We start from the raw sequence: 16,520 nt of genomic DNA, 5'->3' as shown, positions 1-16,520 counted from the left end.
TGGATTCCGCATTGATTCGACAACCATCGCAGCGGCCGTGCAGCGCCGCACCGACAAGCTAACCTGAACACGGACCCTTCGCATGACATTGAAGAAGCTACTGATCGCCAACCGCGGCGAGATTGCGATTCGCATCGCCCGCGCCGCGGCGGCGCTCGAGATTCCCACTGTTGCCATTTATAGCGAGGACGATGCCGATGCGCTGCATGTGCGCCTGGCTGATGAAAGCCACGCGCTCGACGGACGCGGCGCCCGCCCCTATCTCGACATCCATCAGATGCTGTCAGCGGCGCAGGCGCATGGCTGCGACGCGCTGCATCCCGGTTACGGCTTCTTGAGCGAGAGCGCTGCCTTTGCAGATGCTTGCGCCACGGCCGGCCTGGTGTTCGTCGGCCCTTCGCCCGGAGCCTTGCGGCTATTCGGCGACAAGGGCCAGGCGCGCGCGCTGGCGCGGCGGCTGGGCGTACCGGTGATGGCCGGCACGGATGGTCCGACCACGCTGGCGCAGGCACGGGATTTCATGGCCGGCCTGGGCGCCGGAGCCGCGGCGATGGTCAAGGCGGTGGCGGGCGGCGGCGGGCGCGGCATGCGCGTCGTGCGGCATGCCGACGCGCTGGCCGACGCCTTCGAGCGCTGCCGATCCGAAGCCGAGGCGGCATTCGGCAATGGCGAACTGTACCTGGAGCGTTATTTGCCGGCGGCGCGGCATGTCGAAGTGCAGGTGCTGGCCGATGGACGCGGCGCGGTGTCCCATCTGTGGGAGCGGGAATGCACGCTGCAGCGGCGTCACCAGAAACTGGTGGAAGTCACGCCCAGCCCGACGCTGCATGCGCGTCAGCGCGAGGCAATGACGCAAGCCGCGCTGTGCATGGCCCATGAAGCCGGCTATGCCAGCCTGGGCACCTTCGAATTCCTGCTCAATGCCGATGAGGATGCGGATGCCGGCTGGGCCTTCATCGAGGCCAATCCGCGGCTGCAGGTGGAGCACACCGTGACCGAGCAGGTCACCGGCATCGACCTGGTGCAGGCGCAGCTCCAGATCGCCGGCGGCGCCACGCTGGCAGCGCTGGGCCTGCTGCAGCAGGACATCCCGGCGCCGCGCGGCTATGCGCTGCAATGCCGCGTCAACCTGGAGACCATGACTGCCGACGGCGGCGCGCTGCCGGCCGGCGGCGTCATCACCGCCTACGAGCCGCCATCCGGCCCCGGCGTGCGGGTCGACGGCCATGGCTATGCCGGCTATGTCACCTCTCCGGCCTTTGATTCGCTGCTGGCCAAGGTCATCGTGCAGGCGCCGCATTACGCGCAGGCGCTGACACGCGCGGCGCGGGCGCTGTCGGAATTCCGGCTCGAGGGCGTGGACAGCAACCTCGGCTTCCTGCAAAACCTGCTGCGCCATCCCGCGCTTGCCAACAGCCAGGTGAGCACCAGCTTCATCGACCGGCATGCGGCCGAATTGCTGTCGTCCGCGCTGCCTCCTCGCCGCCACGCGCAGCATCGCGCCGGGGCAGCCGCGGCAGGCGCACGCGCTGCCTTTCCCGCACCGCCCGGCACGGAAACGGTCGGCGCGCCGCTGCAGGGCTCGGTGGTCAGCATCGCCGTGCAGCCTGGCGACACGGTGCGCGCCGGGCAGCGGCTGGCGGTGCTGGAAGCGATGAAGATGGAGCATCTGGTTGCCGCGCCGCTGTCGGGCATCGTGCGCCAGCTGGCGGCGCGGCCCGGCCAGGTGCTGGCGGCCGGCGAAGCCATCTGCCATATCGAGCCGGCCGACGTCGACGGCGACGATGCGGGAGACGCAACCGAGATCGATCTGGATGCGATCCGCCCCGATTTGCGCAATGCGCTGGAACGGCATGCGATCGGGCTCGATGCGCAGCGGCCGGACGCGGTGGCGCGCCGGCGCAAGACCGGACAGCGCACTGCACGGGAAAACCTCGACGACCTGTGCGACCCCGGTAGCCTGCGTGAATACGGCGCTCTGGCGCTGGCCGCACAGCGCCGGCGGCGGCCGATGGATGAGCTCATCCGCATCAGCCCGGCCGACGGCCTGGTGTCCGGCATCGCCAGCATCAATGGCGACCTGTTCGACGAGGAGCGCGCGCGCTGCCTGGTGATGGCCTACGACTACACCGTGATGGCCGGCACCCAGGGCATGATGAACCACAGGAAGACCGACCGCATGCTGCGCCTGGCCGAGCAATGGCGCCTGCCGGTGGTGTTCTTCACCGAGGGCGGCGGGGGCCGGCCGGGCGACACCGATGCGCTGCTGGTGGCCGGCCTGGACTGCACCTCCTTCGCGGCCTATGCCCGGCTTTCGGGCCTGGTGCCACGGGTGGGCATCGTGTCGGGCCGCTGCTTTGCCGGCAATGCGGCATTCCTGGGCTGCAGCGACGTCATCATCGCCACGGAGAACGCCACCATCGGCATGGGCGGGCCGGCCATGATCGAAGGCGGCGGCCTGGGCGTCTACCTTCCCGAGGAAGTTGGGCCGGTGGCAATGCAGAGCCCGAACGGCGTGATCGACCTGGTGGTGCGCGACGAGGCCGAGGCGGTGCGTGCGGCCAAGCAATATCTGGCCTATTTTCAGGGCACGCTGGCAGACTGGACCTGCGCCGACCAGCGCCTGCTGCGCCATGCGATTCCCGAGAACCGGCTGCGGGTCTACGACATCCGCACCCTCGTGGAAACGCTGGCCGACACCGGCTCGGTGCTGGAACTGCGGCGCGACTTCGGCGTGGGCATGATTACCGCGCTCGCACGCATAGAAGGCCGTCCCGTTGGGCTGATCGCCAACAACCCGGCCCATCTGGGCGGCGCCATCGACGCCGACGGCGCCGACAAGGCGGCCCGCTTCATGCAGCTGTGCGACGCCTTCGGTTTGCCCATCGTATCGCTGTGCGACACGCCCGGCTTCATGGTCGGCCCCGATGCCGAAGCCACCGGCATGGTGCGCCATGTGTCGCGCATGTTCGTCACCGCGGCCAGCCTGTCGGTGCCGCTGTATGCCATCGTGCTGCGCAAGGGTTATGGCCTGGGCGCGCAATCCATGGCGGCCGGCAGCTTCGGCGCGCCTTTCTTCACCATCGCCTGGCCGTCGGCCGAGTTCGGCGCGATGGGCATCGAGGGTTCGATCCGGCTCGGCTACCGCAAGGAGCTGGAAGCGATTGCCGACCCTGCGGAACGCAAGCGGCAGTTCGATGCGATGGTGGCGGCAGCCTACGAGAATGGACGCGCGGTCAACATGGCGTCCTACCTGGAGATCGACGATGTGATCGACCCGGCCGAGACCCGCGGCTGGATCATGCGCGGCCTGAAGTCGGCCCCGGCGGCGCGGGAGGGAAGGAAGCGCCGCTTTGTCGATACCTGGTGAGGTCCGGGACCGGCTCGTTCACAACTGACCTGTTGGCCTGTTGGCCTGTTGTGTTATTGCTGAGCGCCACGGGCCAGGAGGCAGTCGACAATGCCCCGATGGCCTGATCCAATGGCTCTGCTCAGCGCGGTGTCGCCATTGGCATCAACGACGTTGACATCGGCCCCACAATCAATCAGCAGTTCGACCATGTCATCAAGTCCCCTGGAAACCGCAAACAGCAGGGCCGGCTGCGGCACGCGTTCCAGGCGCGGCGGCCCCAGCGTACGCCTGCCAGGGCCGTCCTCGTCCTGGAATTCGGCATCCTCCGTCTTGCAGACGGCCTCGCCAATATGACGCACCATGCGCGCATGGTGCGTCATTGTTGCCCCGCGCCCCAGCAAAATATGAACCATATGCTTGTTCGACAACTCGACCGCGCACAGCAGGGGCGTGTAGTAGCGCGTATCACGGGCGTCGATGTCGGCCCCGGCATCCAGCAATGCAGTCACGCAGGCCACGCTGTCGCCGCGCACGGCATAAAAAAGCGCGGTGGCAGCCATCCAGTCGGGCTCATCGGGATTGGCGTGAGCGGCCAGCAGATCGCGGAGCATTTCGATATCGCCCCTTGCCGCCGACACCATCAGCGGCGTCATGCTCGACATCTCGTGAAAATGGCAATCGACCTGCGAATGTTTCTGAAGAAGCAGGCGCGTCATTTCTGCATCTTCAAGCAGAACCGCTTCGAACAGGGCCGAACAGCCTTTGTTGTTAGGCTGGTCAATTTCCTGCTGGCTCATCCGGTCAAGCAGCGCTGCGGCAGCAGCATGCTGCCGGCATAGCACCGCCACGTGCAGCGCGGTGTTGCCGGCATTGTCGCGCTTACCCGCATTGGCGCCGTGATCGAGCAGCGCGTGAATCACCTCTGGCGAGCCGCCGGAGGCCGCATAGATCAACGGCGTCCGCTTTTGCCCGGAGCGGGCATTGACGTCAGCACCGGCATCGACCAGCAGGTGCAAGCCCTTCAGATGCCCCAGATTGGCCAGCGCATGCAGCAGCATCGGACTTTCCCTTGCGCGCTGCCGCAGGTCCGCGCAGGCCAGCAGCGCTGCCTCGATGGCAACTGGATCCTGCTCCCGCAGTGCTGCGTCCAGGCTGTCCTCTTCTTCCGATTCCGAATCCGAGGAAGCGCTTTCCTCCGTCGATGAAGTGCTGGCTTTTTCCTTACTATCTTCTTCCTTACTGCTTACTTCGCTACCGGCCTTTTCCTTACTGGCATCTTCCTTGAAACCCAGTCCCTTGCTTGAGGGCGATGGCGTCGGCCTCTGTGCTGACTTTGACTGGTCGAGGAAAGGCGTTGCCCGTTGCGCGCTGCGCAAATGCGCAAATGCGCATCCATTACGACCTCTACTGCGGCCCGATGCTGCAAGGCGCCGGGCTGCCCGGCCCGCGCGGTCGTCGACTTGTCGACGACATCAATGCGATTGTCCATTTCCTGCCTTCCTGATCGACGCGAGCCCAAAGCGCGGGGGTCGCTGGCGCGCTTCGCCGCGAAGCGAAGTCAACGTCCGTAAAAGAAATGCATCGCTGGTTCCTGAACAATGCTTGAACAAGATCAATAGCGCGAACCAGGAGACGCCAGAGACACTTTCACGATTCGTCGATGGCCGCTGCGGAAGCCATTGACGATGCCTTGGACGGCGGTTCGGCAGTTGCCATGACGCGCCAATGTTTGTGTCGCCGTTAAAGTCTTTTTCTTATTGTGCGTGCGCAGTAACCCGCCATACCGCATCGCCAACGTCGTCGGCGATGCGCAGCGCGCCCTTCCTGTCCCGTGCCAGCCCGACTGGTACGCCATACAGCTTCTTGTCGTCGCCGGAGCAAATGCCGCTGACGACGACCTTGCGTTGCCCCACTTGCTTGCCCTGCCGGAAACCGACAAAGACAACTGCATAGCCGCTGAGTGGCGCACGGTCCCAGCTGCCATGCTCGCTGACGAACGCACCGCCTTGGTACGCCTCCCGCAGCGCATTGTCAGGCGAGGAACCCAGGCCCAGCGCGGCACATGAATCATTCCAATCGCTGCGTGATATCAGGCCGCAATCCTGCCGCTGGCGAACCCTGACCGGTATCCAGCATCCAATCCTCACGAGGAGTGATGCGATCATGTCTGGATTCATTTTTGCCACCGGAATAGAAAACAGCATTCCCACGATTGATGGCGGCCGCCTGAGAATGGATGAGCTGGAAAAGTGCGGCCACTACCAGCACTGGGAAACCGATTTCAGGCTGGTCAGGGAACTGGGCACTGGTTTCCTGCGCTACGGCCCGCCACTTCACCGTGCCTTTCTCGGTGCCGACCGGTATGACTGGGAATTCGCCGATCTTGCCTTCGGGAGGCTGCAGGCACTGGGCATCGTGCCTATCGTCGACCTTTGCCATTTCGGCGTGCCGGGCTGGATCGGCAATTTTCAGAACCCCGACTTCCCGACACTCCTGGCGCAATATGCAGCGGCCTTCGCCCGGCGTTATCCGTGGGTGCAGCTCTATACCCCGGTCAACGAGATGTATATCTGCGCCCTGTTTTCCGGACTGTATGGCTGGTGGAATGAGCAGATGACCACGGACCGGGGCTTCGTCACGGCATTGAAGCATGTGGTCAAGGCCAATTTGCTGGCGATGCGGGCAATCCTGGCGGCGCGGCCGGATGCCATCTTCATCCAGAGCGAATCCTCGGAGTATTTTCACGCCGAGAACCCGAAGGCGATCGGCCCGGCCGAACTGATGAACGCTCGCCGCTTTCTTTCGCTGGACCTGAACTATGGCCGCCGGGTGGATTCCGAGATGTACGAATACGTGACGGACAACGGCATGACCCGCGAGGAATACCACTTCTTCCTCGACAATCACCTGAAGCATCACTGCATCATGGGCAACGACTACTACATCACCAATGAGCACAGGGTCGATGCCACCGGTCTGTGCTGCGCCTCTGGCGAAATCCTTGGGTATTCCGTCATTACCAGCATGTATTACCAGCGTTACCAGTTGCCGGTCATGCATACCGAGACCAATGCCTGCGAGGGCCCGAAAGGCAATGAAGCGGTGAACTGGCTGTGGAAGGAATGGGCCAATGTCCTGCGGGTCAGGAACGATGGCGTGCCCATCGTCGGCTTCACCTGGTATTCGCTGACGGACCAGGTCGACTGGGACAGTGCGCTGCGCGAAAACAATGGCAACGTCAATGCGCTTGGCCTGTATGACCTCGACCGCAATATCCGGCCGGTCGGCCGGGCCTATCAGAAACTGATTGCGGACTGGCGCGAAGTCCTGCCGACCCAGAGCGTCTGCCTGCAGGTGCCCATCGTGATGCCCGCGCAAGCGCAGGAAGTTGCGCCGGCGGCGGAGCCGGCCGGGCCCGATGCCACTGCTGCAACTGCGGCGCCGGCCAACACGCAATAGAGGACAGGGAGCAGAAGATGCGGTTTTCCGACAGGGTGGTCGTCGTCACGGGCGGCGCCAGCGGCATTGGCCTGGCCACGGCGCAGCGCTTCGCCTCCGAGCAGGCAAAGGTGGTGATTGCGGACAGGGACAGCCAGCGAGCGGAAACCGCCGCCCGGCAGTTGCGCGCGGCAGGCGCGGCCGGAGTTCTGGCAAGCACCTGCGACGTCGCGGTGGAAGCGCAGGTCAAGGCGACGATCGATGCCGCCATTGAACACTTCGGCCGGCTCGATGTGGTCGTCAACAATGCCGGCCTGATGACCTTCCGTTCCCTGGGCAAGTTGACGCAGGAGGAGTGGCGACGGGTACTGGATGTGGATCTTCTGGGCGCGTTCTATTTCATCAAGCATGGCTTTGCCGTGATGAAGCCAGGCAGCGCGGTCGTCAACGTCGCCAGCATTCATGCAATCCAGACCAGTCCGCTGGATGCGCCCTATGCCGCTGCAAAGGCGGCGCTGCTGTCGCTGACACGCAGCGCCGCCATCGAGGGAATGAATCAGCAAATACGGGTCAATGCCATCCTGCCGGGCGCGATAGACACGCCCATGCTTTGGGACAATCCCAACGTTCGATCGGGCGCGGAAAGCATCGACCCCAAGGATGTTGGCAAGCCCGCGCATGTGGCGGCGGCGATTGCCTTTCTCGCGTCAGAGGACGCCGCCTTCATTCAGGGCACGACGCTGATCGTGGATGGCGGACGCCTGGCCCGGCTATGAGCCTTTATACCAATCCCAATCCGTAACGTCCCGGATGAAACCGATGGATTTTTTCGCGCGGCAAGACGGGTGAGGCGTCAATAGCCCAGCTATCGACGACGATCCCAACGCAGCCAGGCGGACAAAGACGCGGTTTCATGGGGCGTTATGGGTTGGGATTGGTATAAAGCCTGAGCGGTAAGGCAGATGGTCCACCGCCGGCGCGGTATCGCAAAACATCATCGTCCTGCGGCATCACCACTCGGCTACGAGAAACAAGACCTGCTGCATGCGACCCGGTCCGCCCCAGCGCATTCTTTCCGGTGCCAGGAAAACGTATTGAAAATGCCGAGCCCGCACTCCTTGCCCGCCTGCAGGAGAAGTTCAGGAGCCTGCTACGGCTGCTCCATCAGGAACATTTCCTGCAGGTCGTTCAGGAAGCGCTGGCCCAGCACGGTGGGCCGGATCAGCTTGTGGTCGCGGTACAGCAAGCCCTTGGCCTCCGCCGCATTGAGCCGCTCCTCGATGGCATTGAGCGACAGGCCGGTACGCTCGGCGAACAGGCGCGGATCGAAGCCGCCCGTCAGCCGCAATGCATTGAGCATGAACTCGAACCCGAGGTCGGCCCGCCCCACTTCGTTTTCCTCGTGGACCGCATTGCCGGCCATGGCCTGTTCCATATAGGTTTTCGGCATCTTGAAGCGCGCCTGGCGCACGATGCGATGCGGGAAGGATATCTTGGAATGGGCGCCGGCGCCCACGCCGAGGTAGTCGCCGAATTCCCAGTAATTGCGGTTGTGCCGCGCCTGGCGTCCGGGCTGGGCATAGGCCGACACTTCGTAATGCTCGAAGCCGGCCGCTGCCATGCGCTCGGCAATCATGTCCTGCATCTCGGCGCTGGCGTCGTCGTCCGGCAGCGCTGGCGGGTACTTGGCGAACTCGGTATTGGGCTCCATCGTCAAGTGATACAGCGACAGGTGCGGCGGCGCGAACGACAGCGCGGTCGCGAGATCCGCCCCGGCCTCGGCCAGCGTCTGCGAAGGCAGCGCATACATCAGGTCGAGGTTGAAATTGTCGAAGCTGGCCTGCGCAATGTCGATCGCGCGCCGGGCCTGCTCGCCGTCATGGATGCGGCCCAGCGCCTGCAGATGGTGTGGACTGAAGCTCTGGATGCCGATCGACAGCCGGTTGATGCCCGAGGCGCGGTAGGACCTGAACTTCTCGGCTTCGAAGGTACCGGGATTGGCTTCCATCGTGATCTCGGCCGAGCCATCGAGCGGCAGCAGGGCGCGGATGTCAGACATCAGCCGGTCCAGGCCGCGCGCCGACATCAGGCTGGGCGTGCCGCCGCCGATGAAGATGGTGTAGATCTTGCGGCCCCAGATCAGCGGCAGCGCGGTTTCCAGATCGGCCCGCACCGCATCCAGGTAGGCCTCTTCGGGAAAGTCCCCGCTGGCCTGATGCGAATTGAAGTCGCAGTAAGGGCACTTGCGCACGCACCAGGGGAAATGCACATACAGCGACAGCGGCGGCAAGGCCGTGAGGTTGAGCGCGCCGGGCGACAGGTAGGCGCCGGCGGCGCGGGCAGCGGCGGGCCGGGCGCCGGCCGGAACAATGGGTATCACTTCAGCTTCTCCACCAGCGCGCGCAGGGCCTGGCCGCGATGCGACAGCCGGTTCTTGTCGGCGGCCGGCAGTTCGGCCGCGGTCAGGCCCAGTTCCGGCAGCAGGAAGTAAGGGTCGTAGCCAAAGCCGCCCTCGCCGCGTGGCGCCTCCAGCATCACGCCATTCCAGCGGCCGTCGGCGATCACCGGCTGCGGATCGTCGGCATGGCGCACATAGACCAGCACGCAGTAGTAATAGGCCGATTTGTCGGCATGCGGCGCCAGGTCGGCAATGAGCTTGTCGTTATTGCGCTGGTCCGATTTCGGCTCGCCGGCATAGCGCGCCGACAGCACGCCGGGCGCGCCGCCCAGCGCATTGACGCAGACGCCGGAATCGTCGGCCAGCGCCGGCAGGCCGGTCAGGCGCGATGCATGGCGCGCCTTTTCCAGTGCGTTCTCGACGAAGGTCAGGTGCGGTTCCTCGGCCTCGGGCACGTTGTGCATGCCCTGCGGCTCCACCGCGAGGCCCAGCGGCGCCAGCAGGGTCGCGAATTCGCGCAGCTTGCCGGCATTGTTTGATGCAAGAATCAGTTTCTGTGTCATGGGAAAAGCGAAATCGTATTGAATGAAGCCGGCGTGGTGACGCAGCAGCGATGAAACGATGCGGCAATCAGCTGACGAGCCCCAGCGCGCGCTGCTGCTGGCGTACCAGTTCGGCGATGCCGCCTTCGGCCAGGTCCAGCAGGCTGTTCATGGCGCGCCGGTCGAAGGCCTCGCCCTCGGCGGTGCCCTGCACTTCGATGAACTGGCCGGCTTCGGTCATGACCACGTTCATGTCGGTGTCGCAGCCGGAGTCTTCCACATAGTCCAGGTCCAGCAGCGGCAGGCCGCGGTAGATGCCGACCGATACCGCCGCCACGAAATGCCGCACCGGCACCGCGGTAAGCACGCCGCTGTCGACCAGCTTCGCGAACGCATCATAGGCGGCGACCATGGCGCCGGTGATGGACGCGGTGCGGGTGCCGCCGTCGGCCTGCAGCACATCGCAGTCCAGTTGCAGCGTGCGTTCGCCGAAGGCGCGCAGGTCGAAGGCGGCGCGCAGCGAGCGGCCGATCAGGCGCTGGATTTCCTGGGTGCGCCCGGACTGCTTGCCCTTGGCCGCCTCGCGGTCCATGCGGCTGTGGGTCGAGCGCGGCAGCATGCCGTATTCGGCGGTCAGCCAGCCCTGCCCCTGGCCTTTGAGGAAGGGCGGCACCTTGTCCTGCAGGCTGGCGGTGCACAGCACCCGGGTGTCGCCGCATTCGATCAGCACCGAACCCTCGGCATGCCTGGTGTAGTGACGGGTAATGCGCAATTGGCGCAACTGGTCGGCGGCGCGTCCGCCGGCGCGTTCTGGCTGCTGCATGGTTGTCCTCAGTTTTTGGATGTCAGCCGCGACGACTTGTCGATCGCGTCGCGGATTTCGGCAATGGCCTTTTCAATTTCCTGCTCGTCGAACTGGTCGGCGTCTTCCAGGTCGGCATGGCGCGGCGCATGGATGGTGGTGGTCACCGCGCCCAGCGGCACCAGGCTGGTGGTGATCAGGCCGCTGCCCTGGCTGGCAAAGCCGCCATCTTCCCACATCATCGCCAGCGCCGTGACATTGTCGCTGTGCCGCCCGGCCAGCGAGGCCGCCGCCTGCACCATGTCCGGCACCGCCCGCACCACCGTGCTGCCGGCCAGCGCCGACGCCAGCGCCTGCTCGGGCAGCACCGACCAGAGGCCGTCGGAACACATCAGGATCACGTCGCCCGACTGCAGCGTGGCCGGCTTGCCCATGTCCACCAGCGGAATATGCGGCGCGCCCAGGCAGTTGAACAGCTTGTTGCGGTCGGGATGGGTGTCGCGCTCGGCCGGGTCCAGCTTGCCCTGCGCAATCAGGGCCTCTACCCGCGAATGGTCCCGCGTGCGCGACACGATCTGGCCGCGCCGCATCCAGTACAGCCGAGAATCGCCGCAGTGCGCCCACAGCGCCGTGCCATGCTGCACCAGGCAGGCCACCAGCGTGGTGCGCGGCGTTTCCGGCAGGTTGTTGACGGCGCGGTAGCGATGGATTTCCCGGTGCGCGGCAAACATGCCGTCTTCCAGGAACTGCTCGGGCTTCTTCACATGCGGCGTGGCCATTTCCTGGAACAGCGCCGACATGGTCTGCATCGCAATGGTTGCCGCCACCTCGCCCTGGAGATGGCCGCCCATGCCGTCGGCCAGCAGCATCAGCAGCGCGTCGCGGGTATAGCAATAGCCCATGCGGTCCTGGTTGAGCTTGCGCCCGCCGATCAGGCTTTCCTGGTAGATGGAGAATCGCATCGCGGCTTACCTCGTGTTTTCCTGGATGGTGTCGGCGTCGGGCTGGCGACGCGGCGAGAACAGCGCGCGCCACTGGCGCTTCACGCGCGCCAGCAGATCCGGCGCCGGCGGTGCCTGCAGCGGTTCCTCGCGCAGCGCCTTCTGCAGCGCGAACACGCTTTGCGGGCGCTGCAGAGGATCGGTCATCAGGCACCAGCGGATCACCTGGATCAGCTCGGCCGAATAGACGCCGTGCAGCTTCTGGAAATGATGTTCCATGCGGTCGTTCTTCAGGCGCTGGTCGGCCGCCTGCGGCGGCGCGCCCACCATGCAGGCGAACATCGAGGCGCCAATGCTGTAGATGTCGGACCACGGCCCCAGGTCGCCGCCGCGGGTATAGAGCTCGGGCGGCGCAAAGCCCGGCGTGTACATCGGATACAGCTTGGGCAGGTCGGCGCGCAGTGTCTGCCGGGCCGCGCCGAAATCGAGCAGGATGGGCGTGCCGTCCAGCCGGAGATAAATGTTGGCAGGCTTCAGGTCCAGGTGCAGCAGCTTGTTGGCATGCACCTCGCGCAGCCCCTGCATCACCTGGCTGAACATGCGGCGGATGAAGCGCTCCGACACCAGCGGCTTTTCGCCGCGCTCGCGGCGGCGCAGGATATGGTCCTGCAGCGAGCGGCCGGACTCGTAGGCCATCACCATGTAGACGGTGTCGTGGGCGCGGAAGAAATTCTGCACCGACACCACATTCGGATGGCCGATGCGGGCCAGCGCCCTGCCCTCCTCGAAGAAACATTTCAGGCCGATGCGAAACACCGGCAGGTTCTCGGGCGCGATCTGCGGCGCGAGTTCGCCCGACTTTCGCAACGCCAGCGAACTCGGCAGGTATTCCTTGATCGCCACCGGCTTGCCTTCCTCGTCATGGGCGAGATAGACGATGCTGAAGCCGCCGGCGGCGATCTTCTTGACAATGCGGTAGCCGGAAACCAGCAATCCTTCCGGCAATGGGGCATTGTTTTGCGCGGCCATGTCTTTCCTGAGTCCTTGATGTCGTATACTGCCGCCGCGAGGCGTCTGGTGATCCGCGGCCCTCCCTGCCATGACTGGCAAGCCGGCGCCGCCGGCAAGCATGGATTGTGTTTAACAATCCCCGATTTGTAAAGAATTCAAGGACTTCATCTTGGCTATCAGCAGCATGACAGGCTACGCGGTCACCACCCGCGAAACAGCGCACGGCACCCTGACCCTCGAATTACGCAGCGTCAACTCCCGCTTCCTCGACTTGCAGTTCCGCATCAATGACGACCTGCGCTCCTTCGAGCCGATGTTGCGGGAAGCCATCATGTCGCGCATCGTGCGCGGCAAGGTGGAGTGCCGGCTGAGCTTCGGCCGCAAGGCCGCCGGGCCGGGCAATGCGGTCAATACCGCGCTGCTGGAGCAGCTGGCGGCACTGCAGGCGCAGGTGCAAACCCGTTTTGGCGATGCCGCGCCGCTGTCGGTGAATGAACTGCTGCGCTGGCCCGGCATGCTGGAGGAAGCCGCCGCCTCGCAGGAAACCCTGCAGGCCGAGATCGGCGCCGCCGCCGCCGACACGCTGAACGCCTTTGTCGAGTCGCGCCAGCGCGAGGGCGCGGCGCTGGAAACCATGCTGCTGGCGCGGGTCGCCGACATGGAGCAGATCGTGGCCCGGATCACGCCCATCGTGCCGCAGGTGATTTCCCAGTTCCAGCAGAAGGCCACCGACCGCATGCGCGAAACCCTGGGCCTGGCCTGGCAGTCGGCTGAGGCCGGCGCCCAGCCGCAGATGTCGCAGCAGGAAGCCGCCGAGCGCATCCGCCAGGAAGTCACGCTATATGGCATCCGCATCGACATCGCCGAGGAACTGACCCGCCTGGGCGCGCATCTCGGGGAAACCCGCCATATTTTGAAAAAAGGCGGCCAGGTCGGCAAGCGGCTGGACTTCATGATGCAGGAGCTCAACCGCGAGGCCAATACGGTGGGCTCGAAGGCGCCTGCCAAGGAATTGTCCGACGCGGCCATGGCCTTGAAACTGTTGATCGAACAAATGAGGGAACAGGTGCAAAACCTCGAATAAGCGGACTCATGCGGTAGCCGCACAACAGTCGCGGTTGCCGGTCCGGCTGGACAATGCGCAGGCGCAAATCCTGCGCAGTAGGCGTTAAGCGAGCATTCCGACGGTGCGTATAATTTCCCGTCAAACATACTCCGATAGCCAGCCTGACGGCCCACGCCAAATATTTCCTGATGCCAAATGCAATGCTCATCATGCGGGAAGCCACCCGCGCCATTCATGATGATTTCGAAACAGGCCTGAAAGTTGGCCGGCCGGATGCTGGCCGCGATGACTACCTTGGCTTCATCAGCGCAATGTACGGCTGGCTGAGCCCGTTCGAGGCGCGCCTGTGGCAGGCTGAATGGCCGTCGGCACTGACGCCGCAAACACGCGGCCAGAAAAGCGCCTGGCTGGAATGCGACCTGCGCGCCGCCGGCCTGGACGATGCCGCCATCGCCGCGCTGCCGCTGGCGCCCGACACCCTGCTGCTGGACACCCCGGCCCGCCGTTTCGGGGTGGCCTACGTGATGGAAGGCGCCCAGCTCGGCTCCCAGCTGCTGGCAAAAACCCTGAAGCCCAGGCTGGCGCCGTGGCCGGCGCGCTGGCTGTCCGGCTATGGCGAGAATGCATCTGCTTACTGGCTGAGCTTTCGCAAGGAGGCCGAACGGGCGCTGGCCGATGCCCAGTCGCAAACGGAGGCCGGCGCTGCCGCGGCTGCCGCATTCCGCAGCCTGGCCGACTGGTTCCAGGCAAGAGGCGCCGCATGAGCACCGGCATGCCTGCAGTCGATCTCACCAACTGCGATCGCGAGCCCATCCATATCCCCGGCTCGATACAGCCGCACGGCGCGCTGCTGGCCTTCATGCCGGACGGCGCCCTGGCGGTGCGCAGCGCCAATGCGGCCGCGATGCTGGGCGAGCTGCCGGCGCCGGGCGAGCGGCTCGACGAACGGCACCTGAGCGCCCTGCTGCGCAGCGAGATCGGCAGCGCGCTGCAGGCCTTCGACAGCGTGCTCGGCTCGCTGTCAGCCGAACTGCTCACGCGCTGCTTCGACGTGATCATGCACCAGGCCGACGGCCTGCTGGTGGTCGAGTTCGAGGAACGCGAAGCCGCCAGCGACAAGCTGGAAACCTTTGCGCTGCGCGCCCAGAAGTCGATTGCGCGCATCCAGCGCCAGCGCAGCATCGAGCAGCTGCTCGCGGTGGCGGTAGAGGAAATCGCCCGGCTGTCGGGCTTCGACCGCGTGATGGCCTACCGCTTCCTGCATGACGACAGCGGCGAGGTGGTGGCCGAGCACCGGCGCGCCGATCTGCCGCCCTATCTCGGGCAGCGCTATCCGGCCAGCGACATACCGCGCCAGGCGCGCCGCCTGTATGTGCTCAACCCCATCCGCCTGATCGCCGATGTCGGCTACCAGCCGGTGCCGCTGGTCCCGGAGATCGCGCCCCACACCCGGGCGCCGCTCGATCTATCGGAGAGCATGCTGCGCAGCGTCTCGCCGGTGCATATCGAGTACCTGAGGAACATGGGCGTGGCGGCCTCGATGAGCATTTCCATCGTGGTCAAGGGCAGGCTCTGGGGCCTGTTCGCCTGCCATCACGCCACGCCTTACCTGGTGCCGCATGCGGTGCGCATGTCATGCCAGGTGCTGTCGCAGATCGTCAGCATGCTGGTCGACCGCAACCTGACCGCGCAGCACGCGGCGGCATTGCAGCGATCGCTCGCGCTGCGCGACGTGATCCTGCAGCAGTTCGAACGCAATGACGACATCGTGCTGGCGCTGGCCGAGGATCCGACGCCGTTCCGGCAACTGCTCGCCTCTGACGGCGTGGCCGCCTCGGCCGAGGGTGCGCTGCATATCAGCGGCGCCGGGCCGGAACGGGAAGCGCTGGGCGCACTGATCGAATGGCTGGTCGAGACCGATCAGCCTGACATCTTCCATACCGCCAGCCTGCCCGGGGATGTGCCGCATCTGGCCGGGCGCTTCGGCGCCGTCTGCGGCGTGCTGGCGCTGCGCTTTGACCGCGAGCAGAAAGGCTATGCCTTCTGGTTCCGCAATGAGCAGGTGATGGATGTGCGCTGGGCCGGCCCGCCGCACAAGGAAATGGCGCATGGCCCGCTGGGGCCGCGCCTGACGCCGCGCGGCTCCTTCGAAGAATGGAAGGAAACGGTGCGCGGCCAGAGCCTGCCGTGGGGACGCAGCGATATCGACATCGCCTTCGCGCTGCGCGGCGGCCTGCAGGAAGGTTCGATGGCCAAGGCCAGCGCCCTGCGCCGCGCACGCGAGATGCTGATGGCGACGCTGGGCCATGACCTGCGCGACCCGCTGCAGGCCATCATGATCGCCGCCCAGATGCTGGACCTGAACAGCGGCAGTGGCGGCGTGCATAACCGGCTGTCGCAGCGCATCACCTCATCCAGCGGGCGCATGCAGCGGTTGATCGACCAGATGGTCGACATCAGCAGCCTGCAGGGCGGACTGGGCTTGCCGGTCAGCATGCGCGAGGTCGAACTCGGCCCGCTGCTGGCGGAAGTGACGGAGGAGATACGGCTGGCCCAGCCCGGCGTCGAACTCCATGCCCGGATCGATGGCCTGGGCACGGTGCGGGTCGATCCGGACCGCATCAGCCAGATGGTGTCCAACCTGGTCAGCAATAGCTGCAAGCATGGCGTGCCCGGCACGCCGGTGCTGCTGGAAGGCTGCCGCCTCGATGACGCGGTGGTGATCACGGTCAGCAACCGCGGCGCGCCGATCGCGCCGGAACTGGTGGACACCCTGTTCCTGCCCTACAAGCCCGGCTCGCTCAACAATAGCCGCAACCGCGGTGGCCAGGGGCTGGGACTGTATATCGTGCATGAAATTGTGAAGGCGCATGGCGGCACGATAGGCGTGCGCTGCGCCGGTGGCATGGTGGTATTCGAGGTGCGCCTGCCGCAGAGCGAGACGCCGGTCAGGCAGGCCGCCGCATAGAG

The 16,520-nt window shown here is 65.4% G+C and carries 13 protein-coding genes; 6 read left to right on the top strand and 7 right to left on the bottom strand.

All coding sequences use genetic code 11. The features are described 5' to 3' along the window. Window positions 1-82: 82 nt before the first annotated feature. Window positions 83-3,370, top strand: a complete 3,288-nt coding sequence (locus KTQ42_RS03600; RefSeq protein WP_217344251.1) for a carboxyl transferase domain-containing protein — start codon at window positions 83-85, stop codon at window positions 3,368-3,370. 53 nt (window positions 3,371-3,423) lie between these two features. On the opposite strand, the gene KTQ42_RS03595 is transcribed toward KTQ42_RS03600, so the two are convergent. Together KTQ42_RS03595 and KTQ42_RS03590 are read right to left on the bottom strand one after the other, a co-directional pair. After that, window positions 3,424-4,728, bottom strand: a complete 1,305-nt coding sequence (locus KTQ42_RS03595) for an ankyrin repeat domain-containing protein (protein ID WP_217344250.1) — start codon at window positions 4,726-4,728, stop codon at window positions 3,424-3,426. 378 nt (window positions 4,729-5,106) lie between these two features. Next, entirely contained in the window at window positions 5,107-5,517 is a 411-nt protein-coding gene (locus KTQ42_RS03590; RefSeq protein WP_217347046.1) for a hypothetical protein, read from the bottom strand. Here KTQ42_RS03590 and KTQ42_RS03585 point away from each other — a divergent pair. Together KTQ42_RS03585 and KTQ42_RS03580 are read left to right on the top strand one after the other, a co-directional pair. Continuing rightward, the gene (locus tag KTQ42_RS03585) at window positions 5,516-6,811 is read left to right on the top strand and encodes a family 1 glycosylhydrolase (protein ID WP_249222630.1); all 1,296 of its coding nucleotides are present in this window, start codon (window positions 5,516-5,518) and stop codon (window positions 6,809-6,811) included. The genes KTQ42_RS03590 and KTQ42_RS03585 overlap by 2 nt on opposite strands. A 17-nt stretch (window positions 6,812-6,828) precedes the next feature. Then, complete coding sequence (locus tag KTQ42_RS03580; protein WP_217344249.1) at window positions 6,829-7,566, top strand: SDR family NAD(P)-dependent oxidoreductase; 738 nt, start codon at window positions 6,829-6,831, stop codon at window positions 7,564-7,566. 374 nt (window positions 7,567-7,940) lie between these two features. Here the strand turns inward: KTQ42_RS03580 and hemW are convergent, their stop codons facing one another. The 5 genes from hemW to KTQ42_RS03555 all read right to left on the bottom strand — a co-directional run bounded on the left by hemW (window position 7,941) and on the right by KTQ42_RS03555 (window position 12,502). After that, a complete protein-coding gene (hemW, locus tag KTQ42_RS03575; protein WP_217344248.1) occupies window positions 7,941-9,170 on the bottom strand; it encodes a radical SAM family heme chaperone HemW in 1,230 nt (409 codons plus the stop codon). After that, on the bottom strand, window positions 9,167-9,751 hold the full coding sequence (gene rdgB, locus KTQ42_RS03570; protein WP_217344247.1) for an RdgB/HAM1 family non-canonical purine NTP pyrophosphatase: 585 nt from the start codon (window positions 9,749-9,751) through the stop codon (window positions 9,167-9,169). Before rdgB ends, hemW begins: the two co-directional genes overlap by 4 nt. Before the next feature lie 67 nt (window positions 9,752-9,818). Next, window positions 9,819-10,553: a ribonuclease PH gene (gene rph / locus KTQ42_RS03565; protein WP_217344246.1), complete on the bottom strand. Its 735-nt coding sequence runs from the start codon at window positions 10,551-10,553 to the stop codon at window positions 9,819-9,821. Window positions 10,554-10,561: 8 nt separating this feature from the next. After that, window positions 10,562-11,494 (bottom strand): PP2C family serine/threonine-protein phosphatase, encoded by a 933-nt coding sequence (locus KTQ42_RS03560; RefSeq protein ID WP_217344245.1) that lies wholly within the window; start codon window positions 11,492-11,494, stop codon window positions 10,562-10,564. Window positions 11,495-11,500: 6 nt separating this feature from the next. Then, on the bottom strand, window positions 11,501-12,502 hold the full coding sequence (locus KTQ42_RS03555) for a serine/threonine-protein kinase (RefSeq protein ID WP_217344244.1): 1,002 nt from the start codon (window positions 12,500-12,502) through the stop codon (window positions 11,501-11,503). Window positions 12,503-12,668: 166 nt separating this feature from the next. On the opposite strand from KTQ42_RS03555, the gene KTQ42_RS03550 reads away from it, so the two are divergent. The 3 genes from KTQ42_RS03550 to KTQ42_RS03540 all read left to right on the top strand — a co-directional run bounded on the left by KTQ42_RS03550 (window position 12,669) and on the right by KTQ42_RS03540 (window position 16,518). Further along, a complete protein-coding gene (locus tag KTQ42_RS03550; protein ID WP_217346801.1) occupies window positions 12,669-13,568 on the top strand; it encodes a YicC/YloC family endoribonuclease in 900 nt (299 codons plus the stop codon). Window positions 13,569-13,750: 182 nt separating this feature from the next. Next, a complete protein-coding gene (locus KTQ42_RS03545; protein ID WP_217344243.1) occupies window positions 13,751-14,314 on the top strand; it encodes a biliverdin-producing heme oxygenase in 564 nt (187 codons plus the stop codon). Beyond that, window positions 14,311-16,518, top strand: a complete 2,208-nt coding sequence (locus KTQ42_RS03540) for an ATP-binding protein (RefSeq protein WP_217344242.1) — start codon at window positions 14,311-14,313, stop codon at window positions 16,516-16,518. The genes KTQ42_RS03545 and KTQ42_RS03540 overlap by 4 nt, the downstream gene beginning before the upstream one ends. Window positions 16,519-16,520: the final 2 nt, after the last annotated feature.

It is taken from the genome of Noviherbaspirillum sp. L7-7A, from assembly GCF_019052805.1.
GTDB lineage: Bacteria > Pseudomonadota > Gammaproteobacteria > Burkholderiales > Burkholderiaceae_D > Noviherbaspirillum_A.
Note: the sequence above shows the minus strand (reverse complement) of the source record. Positions and strands in the feature narration are given on the sequence as shown.